At 73.3% G+C, this 19932-nt stretch carries 19 protein-coding genes; 6 read left to right on the forward strand and 13 right to left on the reverse strand.

What is annotated here, in order from left to right; translation table 11 throughout:
* Positions 1-1467, reverse strand: a 1467-nt coding sequence (gene guaB, locus ASF82_RS11955; RefSeq protein ID WP_156370260.1) for an IMP dehydrogenase, incomplete at its 3' end; no start/stop codon positions are given.
* 270 nt (positions 1468-1737) lie between these two features.
* On the opposite strand from guaB, the gene ASF82_RS11960 reads away from it, so the two are divergent.
* The 4 genes from ASF82_RS11960 (at position 1738) to ASF82_RS11975 (ending at position 6026) form a co-directional block, all read left to right on the forward strand.
* A complete protein-coding gene (locus tag ASF82_RS11960) occupies positions 1738-3102 on the forward strand; it encodes a branched-chain amino acid ABC transporter permease (RefSeq protein WP_235491277.1) in 1365 nt (454 codons plus the stop codon).
* 11 nt (positions 3103-3113) lie between these two features.
* Entirely contained in the window at positions 3114-4100 is a 987-nt protein-coding gene (locus ASF82_RS11965; protein WP_056057285.1) for a branched-chain amino acid ABC transporter permease, read from the forward strand.
* A gap of 73 nt (positions 4101-4173) precedes the next feature.
* Complete coding sequence (locus ASF82_RS11970) at positions 4174-5241, forward strand: ABC transporter ATP-binding protein (protein WP_235491328.1); 1068 nt, start codon at positions 4174-4176, stop codon at positions 5239-5241.
* Positions 5242-5258: 17 nt separating this feature from the next.
* Positions 5259-6026, forward strand: a complete 768-nt coding sequence (locus ASF82_RS11975; RefSeq protein ID WP_056059091.1) for an ABC transporter ATP-binding protein — start codon at positions 5259-5261, stop codon at positions 6024-6026.
* 694 nt (positions 6027-6720) lie between these two features.
* Here ASF82_RS11975 and ASF82_RS11980 read toward each other — a convergent pair.
* The 3 genes from ASF82_RS11980 to groES form a co-directional block, all read right to left on the reverse strand.
* Complete coding sequence (locus ASF82_RS11980) at positions 6721-8061, reverse strand: ABC transporter substrate-binding protein (RefSeq protein WP_056057288.1); 1341 nt, start codon at positions 8059-8061, stop codon at positions 6721-6723.
* Between the two features lie 177 nt (positions 8062-8238).
* The gene (rarD, locus tag ASF82_RS11985; protein ID WP_056057290.1) at positions 8239-9225 is read right to left on the reverse strand and encodes an EamA family transporter RarD; all 987 of its coding nucleotides are present in this window, start codon (positions 9223-9225) and stop codon (positions 8239-8241) included.
* 194 nt (positions 9226-9419) lie between these two features.
* Entirely contained in the window at positions 9420-9716 is a 297-nt protein-coding gene (groES, locus tag ASF82_RS11990; RefSeq protein ID WP_056057293.1) for a co-chaperone GroES, read from the reverse strand.
* Between the two features lie 144 nt (positions 9717-9860).
* Here groES and ASF82_RS11995 point away from each other — a divergent pair, with 144 nt between their 5' ends.
* A complete protein-coding gene (locus ASF82_RS11995; RefSeq protein ID WP_056057296.1) occupies positions 9861-11048 on the forward strand; it encodes a class I SAM-dependent methyltransferase in 1188 nt (395 codons plus the stop codon).
* Between the two features lie 96 nt (positions 11049-11144).
* On the opposite strand, the gene ASF82_RS15940 is transcribed toward ASF82_RS11995, so the two are convergent.
* The 6 genes from ASF82_RS15940 to ASF82_RS12025 all read right to left on the reverse strand — a co-directional run bounded on the left by ASF82_RS15940 (position 11145) and on the right by ASF82_RS12025 (position 16024).
* Complete coding sequence (locus tag ASF82_RS15940; protein ID WP_056057298.1) at positions 11145-12164, reverse strand: DUF4190 domain-containing protein; 1020 nt, start codon at positions 12162-12164, stop codon at positions 11145-11147.
* Positions 12165-12358: 194 nt separating this feature from the next.
* A complete protein-coding gene (locus tag ASF82_RS12005; RefSeq protein WP_082514603.1) occupies positions 12359-12763 on the reverse strand; it encodes a DUF4190 domain-containing protein in 405 nt (134 codons plus the stop codon).
* Positions 12764-12889: 126 nt separating this feature from the next.
* Positions 12890-13927 (reverse strand): tRNA (adenosine(37)-N6)-threonylcarbamoyltransferase complex transferase subunit TsaD, encoded by a 1038-nt coding sequence (gene tsaD / locus ASF82_RS12010; RefSeq protein WP_200932019.1) that lies wholly within the window; start codon positions 13925-13927, stop codon positions 12890-12892.
* A gap of 68 nt (positions 13928-13995) precedes the next feature.
* Positions 13996-14502 (reverse strand): ribosomal protein S18-alanine N-acetyltransferase, encoded by a 507-nt coding sequence (gene rimI, locus ASF82_RS12015; RefSeq protein ID WP_056057304.1) that lies wholly within the window; start codon positions 14500-14502, stop codon positions 13996-13998.
* Positions 14499-15173 carry a tRNA (adenosine(37)-N6)-threonylcarbamoyltransferase complex dimerization subunit type 1 TsaB gene (tsaB, locus tag ASF82_RS12020; protein WP_056057306.1) on the reverse strand — a complete coding sequence of 225 codons (675 nt, stop codon included), beginning with the start codon at positions 15171-15173 and terminating at the stop codon, positions 14499-14501. Before tsaB ends, rimI begins: the two co-directional genes overlap by 4 nt.
* Before the next feature lie 107 nt (positions 15174-15280).
* Entirely contained in the window at positions 15281-16024 is a 744-nt protein-coding gene (locus tag ASF82_RS12025) for an SDR family oxidoreductase (RefSeq protein ID WP_056057309.1), read from the reverse strand.
* A gap of 156 nt (positions 16025-16180) precedes the next feature.
* Here ASF82_RS12025 and ASF82_RS12030 point away from each other — a divergent pair, with 156 nt between their 5' ends.
* Complete coding sequence (locus tag ASF82_RS12030) at positions 16181-17029, forward strand: helix-turn-helix transcriptional regulator (protein ID WP_056057311.1); 849 nt, start codon at positions 16181-16183, stop codon at positions 17027-17029.
* On the opposite strand, the gene tsaE is transcribed toward ASF82_RS12030, so the two are convergent.
* The 3 genes from tsaE to alr (ASF82_RS12045) form a co-directional block, all read right to left on the reverse strand.
* Positions 17010-17528, reverse strand: coding sequence for a tRNA (adenosine(37)-N6)-threonylcarbamoyltransferase complex ATPase subunit type 1 TsaE (gene tsaE / locus ASF82_RS12035; RefSeq protein ID WP_056059093.1), 519 nt, complete (start codon positions 17526-17528; stop codon positions 17010-17012). The genes ASF82_RS12030 and tsaE overlap by 20 nt on opposite strands.
* A gap of 68 nt (positions 17529-17596) precedes the next feature.
* Complete coding sequence (alr, locus tag ASF82_RS12040) at positions 17597-18820, reverse strand: alanine racemase (protein ID WP_056057314.1); 1224 nt, start codon at positions 18818-18820, stop codon at positions 17597-17599.
* Positions 18817-19914: an alanine racemase gene (gene alr, locus ASF82_RS12045; protein ID WP_056057317.1), complete on the reverse strand. Its 1098-nt coding sequence runs from the start codon at positions 19912-19914 to the stop codon at positions 18817-18819. Before alr (ASF82_RS12045) ends, alr (ASF82_RS12040) begins: the two co-directional genes overlap by 4 nt.
* Positions 19915-19932 lie beyond the last annotated feature (18 nt).

A 19932-nucleotide genomic window follows, 5' to 3' on the forward strand; every position in this document is an offset into this window, starting at 1 on the left:
CAGGTCGTGCGGGTGGCTCTCCTTGAGGCCGGCCGCGGTGATGCGGACGAACTTGCCCTTCATCTTCAGCTCGTCGACGGTGCGGCCGCCGACGTAGAACATCGACTGACGGAGGCCGCCGGTGAGCTGGTAGACCACGTTGCTCAGCGCGCCGCGGTAGGGCACCTGGCCCTCGACGCCCTCGGGGATGAGCTTGTCGTCGCTGGGGACGTCGGCCTGGAAGTACCTGTCTTTCGAGTACGACGTGTTCTTGCCGCGCGTCTGCATGGCGCCGAGCGAGCCCATGCCCCGGTACTTCTTGAACTGCTTGCCCGCGACGAAGACGAGGTCGCCGGGGCTCTCGTCGCAGCCGGCGAGCAGCGAGCCGAGCATGACCGTGTCGGCGCCGGCGACGAGCGCCTTCGCGATGTCGCCCGAGTACTGGAGGCCGCCGTCGGCGATGACCGGCACGCCGGCCTCGCGGGCCGCGAGCGACGCCTCGTAGACGGCGGTGACCTGCGGCACGCCGACGCCGGAGACGACGCGGGTCGTGCAGATCGAGCCCGGCCCGACGCCGACCTTGATCGCGTCGGCCCCGGCCTCGATGAGCGCCTCGGCGCCCGAGCGGGTCGCGACGTTGCCGCCGATGACGTCGACGGCGGCGAAGGTCGGGTCGGCCTTGATGCGCTTGATCATGTCGAGCTCGCCGGCGCTCTCGCCGTTGGCCGTGTCGACCACGAGGACGTCGACGCCGGCGTCGCGGAGGGCGCACGCGCGCTCCCACGCGTCGCCGAAGAAGCCGATGGCGGCACCGACGCGGAGCCGTCCCTCGTCGTCCTTCGTGGCGTCGGGGTACTTCTCGCTCTTGTCGAAGTCCTTGACGGTGATGAGGCCGCGGAGCTTGCCCGCCTCGTCGACCAGGGGCAGCTTCTCGATCTTGTGCTGGGCGAAGATCGCGATCGCCGAGTCGGGGTCGACGCCCTCGGGGGCCGTCACGAGGGGGGCCTTCGTCATGACGTCGCGGACGAGCGTGGTCTGCATCTCGAAGGGCGAGACGAAGCGCATGTCGCGGTTGGTGATGATGCCGACGAGCGTGCCGTCCTCCTCGACGACCGGCAGGCCGGAGACGCGGAACTGGCCGCAGAGGGCGTCGACCTCGGCCACGGTGGCGTCGGGGGTGGTGGTCACCGGGTTGGTGATCATGCCCGACTCGCTGCGCTTGACCTTGTCGACGTGGGCCGCCTGGTCGGCGATCGAGAGGTTGCGGTGGATGATGCCGATGCCGCCCTGGCGCGCCATGGCGATGGCCATGCGCGACTCGGTCACGGTGTCCATCGCGGCGGAGAGGAGGGGGACGGCGACGCGAATGCGCTTCGTGAGGCGGGACGAGGTGTCGGCCTCGCTCGGGATCACGTCGGTGCGCCCCGGGAGGAGCATGACGTCGTCGTACGTGAGTCCGATGAATCCGAACGGATCCGGCTGGTCCATGAGTCCCCTTCGAAGGAGCGAGATGAGGTGGTCGGTGGCACCGGATCGCCGTCGACTCCGGTGCTCCATGTTAAGCCGCCCCGTGCCTCCTGAATTCCGCCCTCGGAGGACGCTCTCGTGCGTCGATGTCGCTATTTTGTAACGAATTGTCGTCATTGGCCTGTGTCCTGCACGAAACACGGCCGACACACAGCGAAAGTAGCGTCACCAACGACGGTCGCCAGCGGCACCCGGGGCATCGCCCCGACTGGCACCTGTCCAGGAGGTCCCGTGAAACCCGACACGACCATCGCAGGCAGAGCTCCGCTCCGCCCTGCCCTGATCGTCACCGTCCTCGCTCTGCTGCTCGGCCTCGCCGGCGCGTTCGTCTCGGTGACCCTGGCTCCCTCGGCCGCCCACGCGCAGGGCGGGGCCACGGCCTCGTGCCAGGCCGACGCGAGCACGGGCTGCATCCAGGGCAGCATCAGGACCTCCGACGGCGAGCCGGCCACCGGCGTCGTCGTCGACGTCACGGGCCCCGGCGGCTTCGAGGGCACGGCCGAGGTCGACGGCACCGGCCGCTGGGCCGTCCCCGTCACCGAGGCCGGCGAGTACGCCGTCCAGCTCGACGAGGAGTCGCTGCCCGACGGGCAGTTCCTCCGCAACGCCGAGACCGAGCGCAGCGTCGACGCGACGCTCGGCGCCAACAAGAGCGTGATCTTCCAGCTCACCCAGACCGAGGGCGAGGTCTCCGGCGCCGCCGCCTCCTCCTTCAACTGGGACCGCCTCGCGCAGCAGTTCGCCTCGGGCATCCGCCTCGGCCTGCTGCTCGCCCTCGCCGCGATCGGCCTCTCGCTGATCTACGGCACCACCGGCCTCAGCAGCTTCTCGCACGGCGAGCAGGTGACCCTCGGCGGGCTGCTCGCCTACGTCTTCGCCAACCAGCTCGGCATGAACATCTTCCTGGCGGCGACGATCACGGTGATCCTCTGCGCGGCCACCGGGTTCATCCAGGACTGGGCGATCTGGAAGCCGCTCCGACGGCGGGGCCTCAGCCTCACCCAGCTCATGATCGTCACGATCGGCCTGTCGATCGCCCTGCAGTACGCGTTCCAGTACTTCTTCGGCGCCGCGACCGTCCGCATCCAGACGGCCAACCCGACCACGGTCACCTTCGCGGGCGTCACGCTCACGGTGCAGTCGTACGTCGCCATGGGCATCTCGGTGATCGTGCTCGTGCTCACCGGCCTCTTCCTCACGAAGACCCGCACCGGCCGCGCCACCCGCGCCGTCTCCGACAACCCCGCCCTCGCGGCGGCGTCGGGCATCGACGTCGACCGCATCATCCGCCTCGTGTGGACGGTCGCGGCGGGCCTCGCCGGCCTCTCGGGCGTCATGCTCGGCCTCGTGCTCAACGGCGTCAACTGGATGACCGGCCTGCAGATCCTGCTGCTCATGTTCGCGGCGGTCACGCTCGGCGGGCTCGGCACCTCCTTCGGCGCCCTGGCCGGCTCGCTCATCATCGGCGTCATCGTCGAGCTGACCAACCTGGTGCTGCCGGGTGACTTCAAGTACGCCACCGCGCTGCTGATCCTGATCGTGATCCTGCTGTTCCGTCCGCAGGGCATCTTCGGTCGCGCCGAGCGGATCGGTTAAGGGGACAACACATGGACTACGTCATCGACCTCATCCGCCAGCTCACCGGCGAGGCGCTCGCCCCGACCACGGCCGCGTTCGCGATCGCCGCGATCGGCCTCAACATCCACTTCGGCTTCACCGGACTCATCAACATGGGCCAGGCGGCGTTCCTGCTGCTCGGCGCCTACGGCTTCGCGATCTCGCTGACCAGCGGCCTGCCGCTCGGGCTCGCGGTGCTGATCGGCATGGCCTGCGGCCTCGTCTTCGCGCTCATCCTCGGCGTCCCGACGCTGAAGCTGAGGGGCGACTACCTCGCCATCGTGACCATCTGCGCGGCGGAGATCATCCGCATGGTCGGCCGGTCGAGCATCCTCACCGACGTGACCGGCGGCTCGAACGGCATCACCGGCTCGTCGTACCGTGACCCCTTCACGGCGCTCTCCCCCCTGCCCGACGGTCAGACCACCGTGCTGTGGTTCACGTACGACAACAACGGCGTCAACGGCTGGTGGATCCGCATCGTGGCCTGGGCGCTCGTGGCCCTGCTCTGCGTCATCGTGTTCCTGCTCAGCCGCAGCCCGTGGGGCCGCGTGCTCAAGGGCATCCGCGAGGACGAGGACGCCGTGCGCAGCCTCGGCAAGAACGTCTTCTCGTACAAGATGCAGGCGCTCGTCTTCGGCGGCGTGATCGGCTCGCTGGCGGGGATCATCTACGTGCTGCCCTCGTCGGTGCAGCCCGACGCCCTCGGCCGCTCGACGACGTTCTTCATCTGGACGGCGCTCCTGCTCGGCGGCGCGGCCACGGTCTTCGGCCCGGTGCTCGGCGCGATCCTGTTCTTCGTCGTCCGCCTGCTCATCCGCACCCTGGCCGGCGACTTCATCCCCGCGAGCATCATGAGCAACCAGCAGGCCGACCAGTTCTCGTACGTGCTCGTCGGCGTCGCCCTGATGTGCCTGATCATCTTCCGACCGCAGGGAATCCTCGGCAACAAGAAGGAGCTGTCGTTCAGTGTCTGAGACCACGACTACCGGCACGGCCGGAGCGCCCTCGGGCCGCGACCGCAAGCCCGGCTACGACTACGACCGCACCGTGCTGCGCCAGAAGCTCACGACCGTGGGGCGCACGCCCGCCTCGTCGAAGCCCGACCCCATCCTCACCGTCGACAACGTCGTGCGCCGCTTCGGCGGCATGACCGCCGTCGACGTGGGGCACGTCGAGGTGCAGCGCGGCGCGATCACCGCGCTGATCGGCCCCAACGGCGCCGGCAAGACGACGTTCTTCAACCTGCTCACCGGCTTCGACAAGGCGTCCTCCGCCCCGACCGCGTTCAAGCGCGGCGAGGGCACGGCCAAGTGGGTCTTCGACGGCAAGCCGATGGGCAACGTCGGCGCGGCCAAGGTGGCCCGGGCCGGCATGGTGCGCACCTTCCAGCTGACGAAGGCGCTCTCGCGCCTCACCGTGATGGAGAACATGCTGCTGGGCGCCCGCGACCAGCCGGGCGAGAACTTCTTCGTCGGCATCGTGCCCCCGCTGTGGAAGGCCCGCGAGCGTGAGATCACCGTCAAGGCGGAGGAGCTGCTCGCGCGCTTCAAGCTGCTCGAGAAGAAGGACGACTACGCCGGCAGCCTCTCCGGCGGCCAGCGGAAGCTGCTCGAGATGGCCCGCGCCCTGATGAGCGACCCCGAGATGATCATGCTCGACGAGCCGATGGCCGGCGTGAACCCGGCGCTGACGCAGTCGCTGCTCGGCCACATCCAGTCGCTGCGCGACGACGGCACGACCGTGCTCTTCGTCGAGCACGACATGCACATGGTGCGGCACATCTCCGACTGGGTGATCGTCATGGCCGAGGGCAAGGTCGTGGCCGAGGGCCCGGCCGACACCGTCATGGACGACCAGGCCGTCATCGACGCCTACCTCGGCGCGCACCACGACACCGACCTCGGCGACGACTCGCTGCTCACCGACGAGGCGTTCGACCAGATCGAGGAGGAGGTGGCGGCGGAGGACGCGGCCCGCGAGGGCGACCCGACCCGCGCCTCCTCGGCCACCACCGCGGGCGGCGTCGCCGGGCGCGACCTGCCGGGCTCGCCCGACCCCTCCACCCCCACCGCGACGAACGCGGCCGACGACCAGCAGAGCGGAGACAGGGCATGAGCGCCTCGACGACGGAGATGCACCCCGGCACGGAGAAGTTCGCCGGCACCGAGCCGATCATGAGCGCCAGCGGTCTCGTGGCCGGCTACCTGCCCGGCGTCAACATCCTCAACGGCTGCGACCTGGTCTGCTACCCCGGCGAGCTGATCGGCATCATCGGCCCGAACGGCGCCGGCAAGTCGACGCTGCTCAAGGCCCTGTTCGGCCTCGTCAAGATCCACGAGGGCAGCGTCACGCTCGGCGGCGAGGACATCACGAACCTCAAGGCCAACAAGCTCGTGCAGGCCGGCGTCGGCTTCGTGCCGCAGACGAACAACGTCTTCCCGTCGCTGACCATCGAGGAGAACCTGCAGATGGGCATGTTCCTCCGCCCGAAGGCCTTCACCGAGCGGCTCGAGTACATCTACGACCTCTTCCCCGTGCTCGGCGACCGTCGCGGCCAGCGCGCCGGATCGCTCTCGGGCGGCGAGCGCCAGTCGGTCGCCATGGCTCGCGCGCTGATGATGGACCCGAAGGTGCTGCTGCTCGACGAGCCGTCGGCCGGCCTCTCGCCGGTGCGCCAGGACGAGACCTTCATCCGCACCCGCCGCATCAACAAGGCCGGCGTCTCGGTGATCATGGTCGAGCAGAACGCCCGCCGCTGCCTGCAGATCTGCGACCGCGGCTACGTGCTCGACCAGGGCCGCAACGCCTACTCGGGCACCGGCCGCGAGCTGGCCGACGACCCGAAGGTGATCGAGCTGTACCTCGGCACCCTCGCGAAGGACGTCGACGAGTCGCACTGACCCCGGCGCCGAGCGCCACGAGGGCCCCCACGCTGCGGCGTGGGGGCCCTCGGGCGTCGTGGGGGGGCTCGTGTGTCGGGAGGCTCGTGCGGCGGGGGCGCTGGGCCTGCGGGAGGCGCGGTGCCGGTCCCACGCACACCGCGCCTCCCTGCGGCCCTCGCTGCGGATCGTGGCCGGTGCGGCGGGTCGGCGTCACTCCCGGCGGGCCCGCGCCGGCCCGCCCCGGAGGACACCGACCCNNNCCCGGGGCTCTGCCGGAGAACGCGAGCGATCCGTCGGGCGCCGACGCAAGGAGGCGGGCCGCCGAACCATCGCAGCACGGATCACGCTCAGATTTGAGAGCACGACGCTGTGGGAGGCGCGCTGCGGGTCCGGCGCACATCGCGCCTCCCCGGGGTTTTCCCGTAGAACGAGAGCGTTCCGTCGGGCGCCGACGCAGGAAGGCGGGCCGCCGAACCGCCGCAGCATTGATCACGCTCAAATTTGAGAGCAGGGGGCTGTAAAACAGGCCCTCGGTGGTGGACCGTGGCCGAAGCGGCGGGTCCCCGTCACCCCCGGCGGGTCAGCGCCCACCCGCGCAGGAGGACACGGACCCGCCGCACACGCCTGCACCGCACCCCGCACCCCGCACACGGAGAAGGCCCCGACGCCAGAGCGTCGGGGCCTTCAGGGTGCAGCAGGTGCCGCGGTCGGGTCAGTCGCCCGCGGTGCCCTCGACGGCCGTCTGGTAGACGGGCTTGTTGTCGCCGTCGAACTGGTAGATGCCGATGAAGGCCGACGACGGGTCGTTCTTGTCGTCGAACGGTCCGATGCCCGAGGGGCCGGTGTAGTGGATGTCGCCGCCGCCGTCGAGCGCGGTGACGCACTCCTCGAAGGTCGAGCACTCGGTGCCGTCGGTCGCGCCGGAGACCCCGGCCATGTTGGCCTGGATCGTGCCGGCGTCGGTGCCGCCGCCCTTCACCGCGGCGAGCGCGGCGAGGATGGTGGCGTCGTAGGACTCCTGTGCGTACGAGTAGTCAGCGAGGGGGCTGCCGGCCGTGCGCTGGTAGAAGTCGCTGAAGCGGGCCTGCAGGTCGGTCGACGGGAACGCGCCGGGGATGGTGCCCTTGGCGCCCTCGAGGGTGCCCGGGTCGAAGTCCTCGCTGTAGTCGGCCGTGTTGCCGTCCGACATGTAGACCTTGCTCATGTCCCAGCCCTGCGAGACGAGCTCGGGCACGATCGACGCGGTCTCGTCGAAGGCGAGGATGACGATGGCGTCGGGGTCGGAGCCGATCGCCGCGGTCACCTCGGACGAGAACGTGGTCTGGCCGGGCGGGAACTCCTGGCCCTCGCCCTCGGCGCCGTAGACGACGGTGCCGCCGGAGGACTCGATCGAGGCCTGGGTCGAGTTGCGGAGGCCGGTGCCGTAGGTGTCGTTGAAGACGATGAACGCGACGTTGGCGTTGCCGTCGTCGACGATCTGCTGGCCGAGCGCCGAGCCCTGGACGGAGTCCGGCGGCGCGGTGCGGAAGTAGTACGACGAGTAGCCGCTGAGGTCGGTCGCCGTGTTGGCGGGCGAGATCTGCACGATGCAGGCCGCGGTGATCTGGTCGATGACGTTCAGCGTGACGCTGGAGGACTCCGCGCCGATGGCGACGGGCACCTTGGCGTCGATCAGCTGCGTCGCTGCGGCGCTCGAGACGGTGAGGTCGTTGCTGTCGCCCGAGTCGGTGCTGGGGTCGATCGTGACGTCCTGGCCGAGCACGCCGCCGGCGGCGTTGATGTCCTCGACGGCGAGGCCGACGCCGGACTCGGCGGGCGGGTTGAGGTACGCGAGGGTACCCGTGCTCGGCAGGATGGTGCCGATGCGGAGAGCGTCCTGGCTGGGGCTGCTGGGCGCCTCACAGGCGGCAGCGGGGTCGGTCTTCGCCGACGCCGACGCGCTCGACGAGGAGGTGTCGTCGCTGGGCGTCGAGGTGGACGAACAAGCGGCGAGGAGGACGGAGGCGGCTCCTGCGAGCGCCAGAGCCTTCAGCCCTTTGGTGGATCGGATCATCCGTGGTCCCTTTCTGGAAGCGCGTGCAGCCGGACCGCCACTAGGCAGACGGTCCTCGCGATTGAGAAGAAACTAGGGCTCGATTGTTTCCGGCGCGTGTTCTGGTCGTCACTCAGGGGTTTCGTTAGCAATTCGTGACATGCCCTCAGGAGGCGCGGTGCGGGCCCCGGACGAACGTCACGCCACGGCGGGCCGCGGTCGTGCCCGGCGGCTCGCCGACACCATGTCGACGGTCAGCACCACGAGGGCGACCCAGACGATCGCGAAGCCGACCCAGCGGCTGGTCGGCATCTGCTCGTGGAGCAGGACGACGCCGACGACGAACTGCAGCACGGGCGCGAGGTACTGGGTGAGCCCGATCGTCGCGAGGGGCAGCCGTCGCGCGGCGGCCGCGAAGAGCAGCAGCGGGACCGCGGTCACGACGCCCGAGCTGATCACGGTGAGGGTGTGCAGCAGGCTCACCGAGCCGAACACGACGCCGCCGTCGACGCCGGTCGCCGCGATCACGACGAGGGCGACCGCCGCGACGGGCGCGACCGCCAGCGTCTCGAGGGTCAGGCCGCTGACGGCGTCGACGCGCCCGCCCATCTGCTTCTTGACGAGCCCGTAGGCGCCGAACGAGAACGCCATGATCAGCGACGCCCACGGCACGCCGCCGGTGCCGAGGGCGATCACGACGACGGCGACGGCGCTGAGGCCGATGGCGGCCCACTGGGCGGGCCGGAGGCGCTCCCGCAGCACGACGACAGCGAGCAGGACGGTGACGATCGGGTTGATGAAGTAGCCGAGGGCCGCCTCGACGACGTGCCCGGCGAGCGTCGCGACGATGAAGGTCGTCCAGTTGACGACGATGAGCACGCCCGCGAGCGCCATCGGCGCGACGACGCGGCCCTGGCGCAGCAGCGCCAGGAAGGCCGGGAAGCCGCGCGTGACGGCGAGCAGCACCAGGCAGAACGCCAACGAGAAGAGGATGCGCCACGAGACGATCTCGAACGGCCCCGAGGGCGACATGAGCAAGAAGAAGATCGGCAGCACGCCCCACAGGCCGTAGGCGCTGACCGCGTAGGCGAGGCCGGACCCGGCTCGCTCGGCCGGACCCGAGGGCCGGGCGGGGCCGGCGGGCTCGACGGGGGCGGAGGAGGCGCGGGCACGGTCGTCGGTCACGTCACGACTCTAGGGCGAGCCCCCGTCGCCGACCGGCCCGGTGCTGCCGTGGACCGTGCCGCTCCTGCCGATCTCGCGCACGGGCGCCCCGCACAGCGCCTCGACGGGACGGCGCCCCGCCTCGCGCCGCCCGCGCACGACGAAGGCCCCCGCCGTGTGGCGGGGGCCTCCGGGTGGAGCAGGGTGTCGACTGACTAGCGGACGATGACGGCGAGCACGTCGCGGGCCGAGAGCACGAGGTAGTCCTGGCCGTCGTACTTGACCTCGGTTCCGCCGTACTTGCTGTAGATGACCTTGTCGCCGACGGCGACGTCGAGCGGGACGCGGTTGCCGTTGTCGTCGATGCGACCCGGACCGACCGCCACGACCTCGCCCTCCTGGGGCTTCTCCTTGGCGGTGTCGGGGATCACGAGGCCGGAAGCCGTGGTCTGCTCGGCTTCGACCTGCTGGATGACGATGCGATCTTCGAGCGGCTTGATGGAGACCGACACGGTTGACCTCTGCTTTCTCGGAACTTCGTAGAACGTGGGGTGGCACTCACCACGTGCGAGTGCCAGGAACAACTGTAGGGGCCCGCTGGCACTCGGTCAACACGAGTGCCAGCGGCACGGCGTCGATGCGCGAGACTGGAGCCCATGGACACCACCGAGCTGCTCGAGATCCTCTCGCCCGAGGGGCTCCGGCTGCTCGACTCGCTGCCGGCGCGGCGGAGCGACGACGACGTCGTCGGCACGGTCGCGGCGCTCCGCAAGCAGGGCCACTCCCCCGCGCTCGTCGCCGCCGTGCTGAGCCAGGCCCGGCTCCGGGGCCGTGCCGTCGCCAAGTTCGGCGACTTCGCCAGCCGCATGCTCTTCACCGAGGCGGGCCTCGAACAGGCCACGCGCCTCCCCGTGGCCGCCCGGCACGCCGGCCGGTTCCGCGCCGCCGGGGCACGGCGGGTCGCCGACCTCGGCTGCGGCATCGGGGGCGACGCGATGGCCCTGGCCGCCCTCGAGCTCGACGTGCTCGCGGTCGAGCGCGACGAGGTCACCGCCGCCGTCGCCGCGTACAACCTCGCCCCCTGGTCGGGCGCCCGCGTCGAGCACGCCGACGCCGCCGACGTCGACCTCGCGGGCGTCGACGCCGTCTTCCTCGACCCGGCCCGGCGCACGGCGGGCCACAGCGGCACCAAGCGCCTCGCCGACCCGGCCGACTGGTCGCCCTCGCTCGACGTCGCCTTCGGGCACGCCGAGCACCGCCCGACCGGGGTCAAGCTCGGCCCCGGCATCGACCGCGAGCTGCTGCCCGTCGACGCGGAGTGCCAGTGGATCTCCGTCGACCGCGAGGTCGTCGAGCTCGGGGTCTGGTTCGGGGCGCTCGCGCGGCCCGGCGTCGGGCGGTCCGCCCTCGTGGTCACCGCCTCCGGCACCGCCGAGCTCACCGCGCCCGCCGACTCCGACGACGTCGAGGTGGGCGACCTCGGCGAGTGGCTCTACGAGCCCGACGGCGCCGTCATCCGGGCCCGCCTGATCGGCGACCTCGCGCGGAACCTCGGCGCCCGGACGGTCAGCCGCGACATCGCCTACCTCACCTCCGACACGCCGGTCGAGACGCCCTTCGCCCAGGTCTTCCGCGTGGTCGAGGCCCTGCCCCTCGACGAGAAGACCCTCAAGCGCGAGCTGCGCGCCCGGGGCGTCGGCCGCCTCGAGATCAAGAAGCGCGGGGTCGACGTCGACCCCGCCGCGTTCCGCAAGCGCCTGTCGCTGCAGGGCACCGGTTCGGCGACGCTGGTGCTGACGCGCGTCGCCGGGCGGCACACGGCCCTGCTCTGCGAACGCGTCTGACCCGGCACGACGACGGCCGCCGCACCGGGGTGCGACGGCCGAGGTCGTCAGGAGGCGCGGGCCGGGCGGCGAGCACCGCCGCCGGACCGCCTCGGGTCAGTACCCGGAGTAGCTGCTGTCGGCGACGGTGCTGAAGAACGTCGCCCAGCCGATCCAGACGACGATCGCGAGGGCGATGCCCGCGTAGCCGACGATGAGGCCGGTCAGCCAGAACCCGCGCGAACGGGGCTCGCGCTTCTGGGCGATGTGGCCGAGCACCACTCCGGCGATCGAGAAGATGATGCCGGCCCCGAAGGTGACGACGAGGATCGTGATGAACGCGCCGAAGATCGACCCGATCATCGCGAGCAGGCTGAGCACGCTCGACGGCTTGGTGGGCCCGGCCGAGGCGTAGGGGGCGTAGTGCGAGCCGTAGGGCTGCTGCTGCTGCGGGGCGCCGTAGGGCTGGCCGTACTGCTGGTGCGGCTGGCCGTACTGCTGCGGGGGCTGACCGTACGGGCCCGGCTGCGGCTGGACGTACTGGCCAGGCTGCTGCGGCTGCTGGCCGTACTGGCCCTGCTGCGGCTGCTGCCCGTACTGGCCCTGCTGCGTCTGCTGGCCGTACTGCTGCGAGCCCGGCTGGCCGGGCGCCGCCGGGCCGGTCGGAGCACCGTAGCCGGGCCGCGGCGGCTGGGGAGCACCGTAGGGAGCCGACTGCGGAGCGCCCTGCGCCGGCGCCCCGTAGGGAGCCGACTGCGGGGCGCCCTGCGCGGGGGCGCCGTAGGGAGCCGACTGCGGGGCCCCGTACGGCGCCGACTGCGGAGCACCCTGCGCCGGGGCACCGTAGGGAGCCGGCGCCGACGGCGCCGCGCCCTGCGCCGGGCCGGCCTGCGGCGCCGCGAACGGCGAGCGCTGCGGGGCCGGGGTCTGCCCCGGGGCGACGAACGGGTCGTGGGCGGGGCGCGCGGCGGGCTGCGACGCGGCGCCGGGGAAGGAGGTGGGGGGAAGCGGCGGTGACTGCTGCTCACCCGCGGGTGCGGGCGGAGGCGTCGGTGCCTGCGCCGGCTCGGTCTGCGGCGCGTCAGCGGACTGCGGTGCGCGCCCGGACTGCTCGGGGGTGGTGTCGTCGGTGGCCATCAGGAGCCTTTCGCGTGCGGGCGGCGGAGCATCGGAGGAGTCGCGGTGCGGTGTCGCAGGTCAGGTGCGGTGCCGTGCGGTGTCGCCCCGGCCGAGGTGGACCGGACGGACGACGGGGCCCACGCCGTCGGCGTGGACCCCGTCATCGTATCGACGCCTCCGATGAGGCAGCCATGAAGCCCGTGGGCGTCGGCTCAGTACGTCGAGTAGTCGAGCTGGCCCGAGCTGGCGAGCGCCCCGAAGAGGACGGCGAAGCCGACGGCCAGCAGGATGCCGCCGATCAGCACGACGTAGCCGAGGACGGTGCCCCAGAGCGCCATGCCGCGCCCCTCCTCGCCCGTCTTCTTGATCTGGCTGAGCGAGATGTGCCCGACGATGATCGCGGCGATGCTCGCGACGCCGGTGAAGAAGCCCGCGATGCCGAGGATGAGGGCGATCAGCGCGAGGCTGTTGCGGGGCGCCGGGCCGTAGCCCGGGCCGCCGGGGGCGCTGTAGCCCTGGCCGACGGGGGCGCCGTAGGCCGGCGGCTGCTGGCCGGAGGGCGTGCCGTAGCTGTCCTTCTGCGGCTGGCCCTGGGGGGCCGGGTACTGGTCGGTCATGTCCCGTGGTCTCCTCGTCGTGCGCCCGGCTCGTGCCGGTGGTCTGGTCCGCTCGATGCTACCGGCAGGGGCCCCGAGCGCCCCGCCCTCCGGGCACCTCCCGCGCAACAGCCGCGGGCGCGGGGCTCAGACCGCCTGCACCACGGTGACCGGCAGCGTCGAGTCGGCGCCGAAGTCGAGCGGCGAGGGCGCGTGACCGCGGGCCACCAGCTGGGCCCCCAGTGCGGCGATCATCGCCCCGTTGTCGGTGCAGAGCGAGAGCGGGGGCACGCGCAGCTCGACGCCCGCCGCCGCGCAGCGCTCGGCCGCCAGCGCGCGGACCCGGGCGTTGGCGACGACCCCGCCGCCGAGCAGCAGCCGCGGCACGCCCCGGTCGGCGCACGCGGCGAGGGCCTTCGTGAGGAGCACGTCGGCGACGGCCTCGCGGAAGCTCGCGGCCACGTCGGCCACGGGCACCTCGAGCCCCTCGTCGCGACGACGCTCGACCCAGCGGGCGACCGCGGTCTTCAGCCCCGAGAACGAGAAGTCGTACCGGTGCCGCACGAGGTCCTTCGGGAGGGTCAGCCCGCGCGGGAACCGGATCGCCGCGGGGTCGCCCCCGGCGGCCACCCGGTCGATCTGCGGCCCGCCGGGGTAGGGCAGGCCGAGCAGGCGGGCGACCTTGTCGAAGGCCTCGCCCGCAGCGTCGTCGATGGTCTCGCCGAGCAGCTCGACGTCGTCGACGAGGTCGCGCACGTGCAGCAGCGAGGTGTGGCCGCCCGAGACGAGGAGCGCGATCGTCGGCAGCTCGAGGTCGCTGCCGTCCTCGCGCAGCACGTCGGCGCCGACGTGCCCCACGAGGTGGTTGACCGCGTAGAGGGGCGTGCCGGTGGCGAGCGCGAGGGCCTTCGCCGCGCCGACGCCGACCATCAGGGCCCCGGCGAGACCGGGGCCGCTCGTGACGGCGATCGCGTCGAGCTGGTCGAGGGTGACGTCGGCCTCGGCGAGGGCGGCGCGCAGGGCCGGCTCCATCGCCTCGAGGTGGGCGCGGGCCGCGACCTCGGGCACGACGCCGCCGTACCGGGCGTGCTCGTCCATCGACGACGAGATGACGTTGGCGAGCAGGGTCGTGCCGCGCACGATGCCCACGCCGGTCTCGTCGCAGCTGGTCTCGATGCCGAGCACGAGCGGGCCCGAGTCGCCGGACGCCGCTGCGGGCGCGACGGACGGTGCCGGGGAGGCGGTGGTGGCGGTCACGGGGTCGGCTCGCTCTCGGTCGCGGCCGGCCGGGTCTCGGTCGGCGGAACGGTCAGGCGCATCACGACGGCGTCGACGCCGTCGGGCATGTAGTAGCGGGGGCGGACGGCGATGGCCTCGAAGCCGGCGGTCTCGTAGAGGTGCTGCGCTCCCGGGTTGTCGGCCCGCACCTCCAGGAAGACCTCGCGGGCGCCGCGCCGCCGGGCCTCGGCGACGAGCTGGGTCAGCAGGGTGCGCCCCAGGCCGCGGCCGCGCGCGGCGGGGACGACCGCGATGGTCTGCACGTCGGCGTCGGGGGCCCCGGGCAGCGAGAGCAGCCCGGCGTAACCCTCGACGACGGTGTCGTCGGCCTCGGGAGTGGCGACGAGGTAGTAGCCGTCGCGCGACGCGAGCTCGTGCGCCATGCCGCTCCGCGACCACGCGTCGGTGGCGAAGACCGACGTCTCGATCGCCATGACCGCGTCGAGGTCGTCGACGTCGGCCCGGCGCAGCCGCCAGCTCACCGGCCGACCGGCTTCGGCCCCGCCGAGGGCGTCACGTCGGGCTCGCGGAGGTAGAGCGGCTCGGGCGCCGCGAAGGCGCGGCCGTGCTCGAACAGGCGCTCGGCGAGCATGCCGAGGGCCGCCGCCGAGACCACGGTCGCGTCGGGGTCGGTGCGGGGCGACCCCGAGGAGGCGCCCGTCGCGTCGTCGAGGTCGGCCGGGCGCACCAGCGCGGGCCCGTCGAGCAGCACGGGCAGGCCGTCGCCGTCGAGCCCGGCCCACGCGCTCCAGGCCACCTCGCGGCGGCGCGCGTCGGTGACGACGACGAGGGGCGAGTCGAGGCGGCCGCCGGCCTCGGCGACGTCGCGCCCGGCCTCCGCCGAGAGCCGTTCGAAGGCGACCGCGTCGTGGCTGCCGACCGCGAGGCAGGGCACCCCGGCGCCGAAGGCGAAGGCGCGCGCGGCGACGATGCCGACCCGCAGCCCGGTGAACGGCCCGGGGCCGACGCCGGCGACGACCGCGCTGAGGCGCGAGGGCTCGACGCCCGCGACCCGGAGGGCCTCGTCGATCAGGGTGCCGATCACCTCGGCGTGCCGCCGGGTGTCGGCGACCGCGCACTCGGCGAGCACGCCGCCGTCGCGGTCGACCACGGCGACGGCCGAGCCGGCGGAGGTGTCGATGGCCAGGATCACGCACCGATCGTACGCGGTCCCGGGGAGGCGGCCCGCGCCTCCCCGGGGCCTCCCCCGTCGGCGAGGCGTGCCGCCGCCCCGAGGCTCGGGGGCGAGCCGGCGTCGCGTCAGTGCGCGCTGAGCACGCGCAGCACGTCCGCGTGCCGCCCCTCCGCCTCGGCGTCGCGGAGGAAGTGGACGCGGTCGACCAGGACCTCCTCGACGTCGGGCTGCTCGGTGAGGATGCGCATCGTCTCGTCGAGGTACTCGTCGAGCGGCATGGCGTTCGGGTCGTCCGACTGGCCCATCAGGGTCGTCTGCACCGCGGGCGGCACGAGCTCGACGACCTGCAGCGGGGTGTCGGCCCACTGCACGCGGAGGCTCTGCGTGAACGAGTGCACGGCCGCCTTCGTCGCCGAGTAGGTCGGCGCGGCCGGCAGCGGCACGCTGGCGAGGCCCGACGAGACCGTCACGAGCACGCCGTCGGGCTTCGCGGCCAGGAAGGGCGCGAACGCCGTCGTCGTGCGGATGGTGCCGAGCAGGTTCGTCACCACCGTCGCCTCGGCGGTCTCGAGGTGAGCGGGGTCGCGTAGGTCCTCGGGCAGCATGATGCCGGCCATCGTCACGACGACGTCCAGGGCGGGGTGATCGCGCGTGACGCTCTCGGCGGCGGCCGCGATCGAGGCGGGGTCGGCGACGTCGACGACGACCGACGACATGCCGGGGTTCGCGGCGACGATCTCGTCGAGCAGGGCGCGGCGGCGACCGCCCACGACGACGGTGTCGCCGCGGGCGTGCAGGCGCTCGGCCAGGCCGCGGCCGATGCCCGAGGTCGCGCCGGTGATCAGGACGGTGTTGCCGGTGGTCTTCACGGTGCCTCCAGGGCGGTGAGGGGGTTCTCGGGGTGACGGGCGCCGTCGGGGTGCCCACGACGACCCTCCTCCGTCAGCACCGGGGAGGGAAGGGAGCACCGGTCGGGGGAGCGGCGCTCCCTGGCTGGCGGGCGCCGACCACGGCAGGATGGCGGCATGGACCGCTCCGGGCTCGCCGACTTCCTCCGCCACCGCCGTGAGCACCTGCAGCCCGCCGACGTGGGGCTGCCTGCCGGGGCCCGACGACGCACCGCGGGGCTGCGCCGCGAGGAGATCGCCGGGCTCGTCGGCATGTCGACGGACTACTGGTCGCGGCTCGAGCAGCAGCGCGGCCCGCAGCCGTCCGACCAGATGCTCGCCGCCATCGCCCGGGGGCTCCGCCTCGGCCTCGACGAGCGCGACCACCTGTACCGCCTCGCCGGCCAGGCCGTGCCCCGCCGCGCCCGCCACACGCCGCACGTCAGCCCGGGGCTGATGCGGGTGCTCGACCGGCTCGACGACTCCCCCGCCCTCGTGATCACCGAGGCCGGCGAGACCCTCGCCCAGAACCGGCTCGCGACCTCGCTCTTCGGCGACCACACGGCCCGTGCGGGACTCGACCGCAGCGCCGTGCACCGCTGGTTCGCCCGGCCGGAGGCGCGGCGCCCGTACCCGGAGCGCGAGCAGCCCCGGCAGGCCCGCCTCCAGGTCGCCCAGCTGCGGGTCGCGACCGCGTCGGCCGACCCCGACCCCCTGGCGGTGCGCGTCGTCGAGAGCCTGCTCCGGGTCAGCCCGGAGTTCGCCGAGCTCTGGCGCCTGCAGGAGGTCGTCACCCGCTTCGACGACCACAAGACGCTGTGGCACCCGGAGGTCGGCGAGATCGAGGTCGACTGCCAGGCCCTCTTCACCGAGAACCAGGCCCAGGTGCTGCTCGTGCTGACGCCGCGGGCGGGCACGACGGCGGCGGAGTCGCTCCGCCTGCTCGGGGTGCTCGGCGCCCAGGCCTTCAGCTCGTCGGGAGCGTGACCCCGGCCCAGCGCGGGCCGTGCGCGGTGACCGTGACGCGGCGCGGCTCGTCGTGGACGTCGTCGGCGGCGGCCACGTCGTCGGCGGCCACGTCGTCGGCGAGCGCCTCGTCGGCGAGCGCGTCCTCGGCGACCGGCACCGCGCCTCCGGCGCCCGTGGGCCGCTCGATCACGACGTCGAGCCACGAGTCGGCGACCCCGTCGAGCAGCCCGGCGCCCCACTCGACGACGACCACCGAGCCCTCGTAGTCGAGGTCGAGGTCGTCGAGCTCGGCCGCGCCGCCGAGGCGGTAGGCGTCGACGTGCACGAGGGGCACGCCCGACTCGCTGGGGTGCGTGCGGGCGAGCACGAAGGTGGGGCTGGCGACCTGGCCCCGCACGTGCAGGCCCTCGCCGAGGCCGCGGGTCAGCGTCGTCTTGCCGGCGCCGAGCGGCCCCGTCAGCACAAGCAGGTCGCCCGCCCGCAGGAGGCCGGCCAGGCGACGGCCGAGCGACTCCATGGCGTCGGTGTCGACGACGGCGCCCGCGAAGAGCGCTCGCCCCTCGTCGACCGGGGCCGCGTCGTCGGTCACGCGCGACCGCCCGTGTACACCCGCTCGACCCGGGCGCCGATGCGGCACGAGACCTCCTCGGGCACGCTGCCCGTCAGGTCGGCCCACTCGCCGATGGTGAGCTCGCCGCGGTCGCCGGGGCCGAAGAGCACGACCTCGTCGCCCACCGCCACGTCGTGGTCGCCGACGTCGACGAGGAACTGGTCCATCGCGACCCGGCCGACGATCGGGTGGCGGCGACCCGCGATGGTCACCTCGACGCCGTGCTGGGCCCGGCGGCTGACGCCGTCGGCGTAGCCGATCGGCACGAGGGCGAGGGTCGTGTCGTGCGGCGCCCGCCAGGTGTAGTCGTACGAGACGCCCGTGCCGGCGGGCACGCGCTTGACGCGGACGACGCACGCGCTCACCGTCAGCACGGGGCGGAGGCCGCGGTCGGCGGCCGTCACGCCCTCGGTGACCGGGTTGCCGTAGCCGTTCGAGCCCATGCGCACCATGTCGAAGCGGCGCTCGGGGTGCTCCATGCCCGCCGAGCTCGACGACATGTGGCGCTTCTCGAAGGTCGCGCCGAGGGCGGCGGCGTCGTCGAGGGCGCGGCGGAAGACGAGGGAGGCGGCGTGGTCGTCGGCCTCGCTGGTCTCCGACACGTGCGAGAAGCAGCCCCGGAGGCGCACGACGCCCTCGTCGCGCAGCTCGACGGCGCGGGTGACGAGCTCGGCCCAGTCGGCGGGCAGGCAGCCCTCGCGGTGCAGGCCGGTGTCGATGGTGAGGTGCACCAGGGCCTCGTGGCCGGGGCCCGCGGCCCGGGCGGCGGCGGCGAACGCCTCGAGCTGCTCGAGGGTGGAGACGCCGAGGTCGACGCGCAGCCGCACCGCGGCGTCCCAGTCCTCGTCGGGGCCGAGCTGCCAGGCGAAGTACGAGGCGTCGTCGCCGACGCCCTCGCGCCGCAGGCGGTACGCCGGCTCCGGCTCGACGGTGCCGAACCAGCGGATGCCCGCGGCGAGCGCCTCGGGCAGCAGCACGTCCACGCCGAGCGAGTAGGCGTCCGCCTTGACGATCGCGAGCACCTCGACCGGGGCCATGCGCTCGATCAGCGAGGTGAGGTTCGCCCGGTAGGCGGCGAGGTCGATCGTCGCGCGGCGGAGGTACCCGGCCGCGGGGCGCGCCGCGACGGGCGCGGGGCCGGCCTGTGGCGCGGTGCCGGTCTCGGGGGCGGTGCCGGTCTCGGGGGCGGTGCCGGTCATGCGTAGCTCCTCGGGAGGCGGGCCGACAGCGACGCGACGACCTCGTAGGTGATGCCGTCGAAGGCCCGGGCCCAGTCCTCCGCGCCCTGGTGCCCGAGGGCGGGGTCACCGAACAGCACGACCTCGTCGCCCACCTCGACCGGGTCGTCGCCGACGTCGATGACGAGGGCGTTCATCGCGATCCGGCCGCGCACCCGGTAGGTGCGCTGCCCGATCGTGACGGAGGCGCGGTCGCTGGCGGCGCGGTCGACGCCGTCGGAGTACCCGACCGGCACGATGGCGATGGTCGTGTCGCGCTCGGGCCGGAAGACGTAGCCGTACGAGACGCCCTCGCCCGCGGGCACCCGCTTGACGGTCGTCACGGGCGCGCGCATCGTCAGCGCCGGGCGCAGCCCGAGGTCGGCCGCGCGGCGGTCGGGGAAGGGGCTGAGCCCGTAGGCGGCGAGCCCGAACCGCACCATGTCGACGGGCCCCTGGCCCACGTCGGCGAAGTGCAGGGCCGCGGCCGAGGCGGCGACGTGCCGGAGGCGCGGCTCGAGCCCCAGCCCCCCGAGCGTCTCGATCGCGGAGAGGAAGGCGGCGACCTGCGCGCCGTCCTCCTCCGGCGAGGCGTTCGACAGGTGGGTCATCACGCCCTCGACCGGCAGGCGGTCGGCGAGCGCCGCGGCGCGGGCGAAGAACTCGGGCCACTCCGCGGCCACGGCGCCGTTGCGGCTGAGGCCGGTGTCGACGCAGAGGTGCACGGCCCGGACCCCGGCCGCCGCCGCGGCCTCGAGCTGCGCGACGTCGGAGACGGCGGGCGTGACGTCGTGGGCGGCGGCACGCTCGAAGGTCTCGCCGGGAGCGTGCAGCCAGGCGAGCACGGGGGCCGTGACCCCGGCCTCCCGGAGCTCGACGGCCTCGTCGAGGTCGGCGACGCCGAGCCAGTCGACGCCGGCGTCGACGAAGGCGCGGGCGCACTCCACCGCGCCGTGCCCGTAGGCGTTGGCCTTCACCACGGCCATCACGCGGGCCGGCGCCACCGCGGCGCGCAGGGTCGCGACGTTGTGCCGCAGGGCGGCGGTGTCGATGGTCACCCGGATGTCCTGCGTCACGCGTCGGCTCCTGTCTCG

The sequence above is a fragment of the Frigoribacterium sp. Leaf164 genome (assembly GCF_001423665.1).
Lineage (GTDB): Bacteria > Actinomycetota > Actinomycetes > Actinomycetales > Microbacteriaceae > Frigoribacterium > Frigoribacterium endophyticum.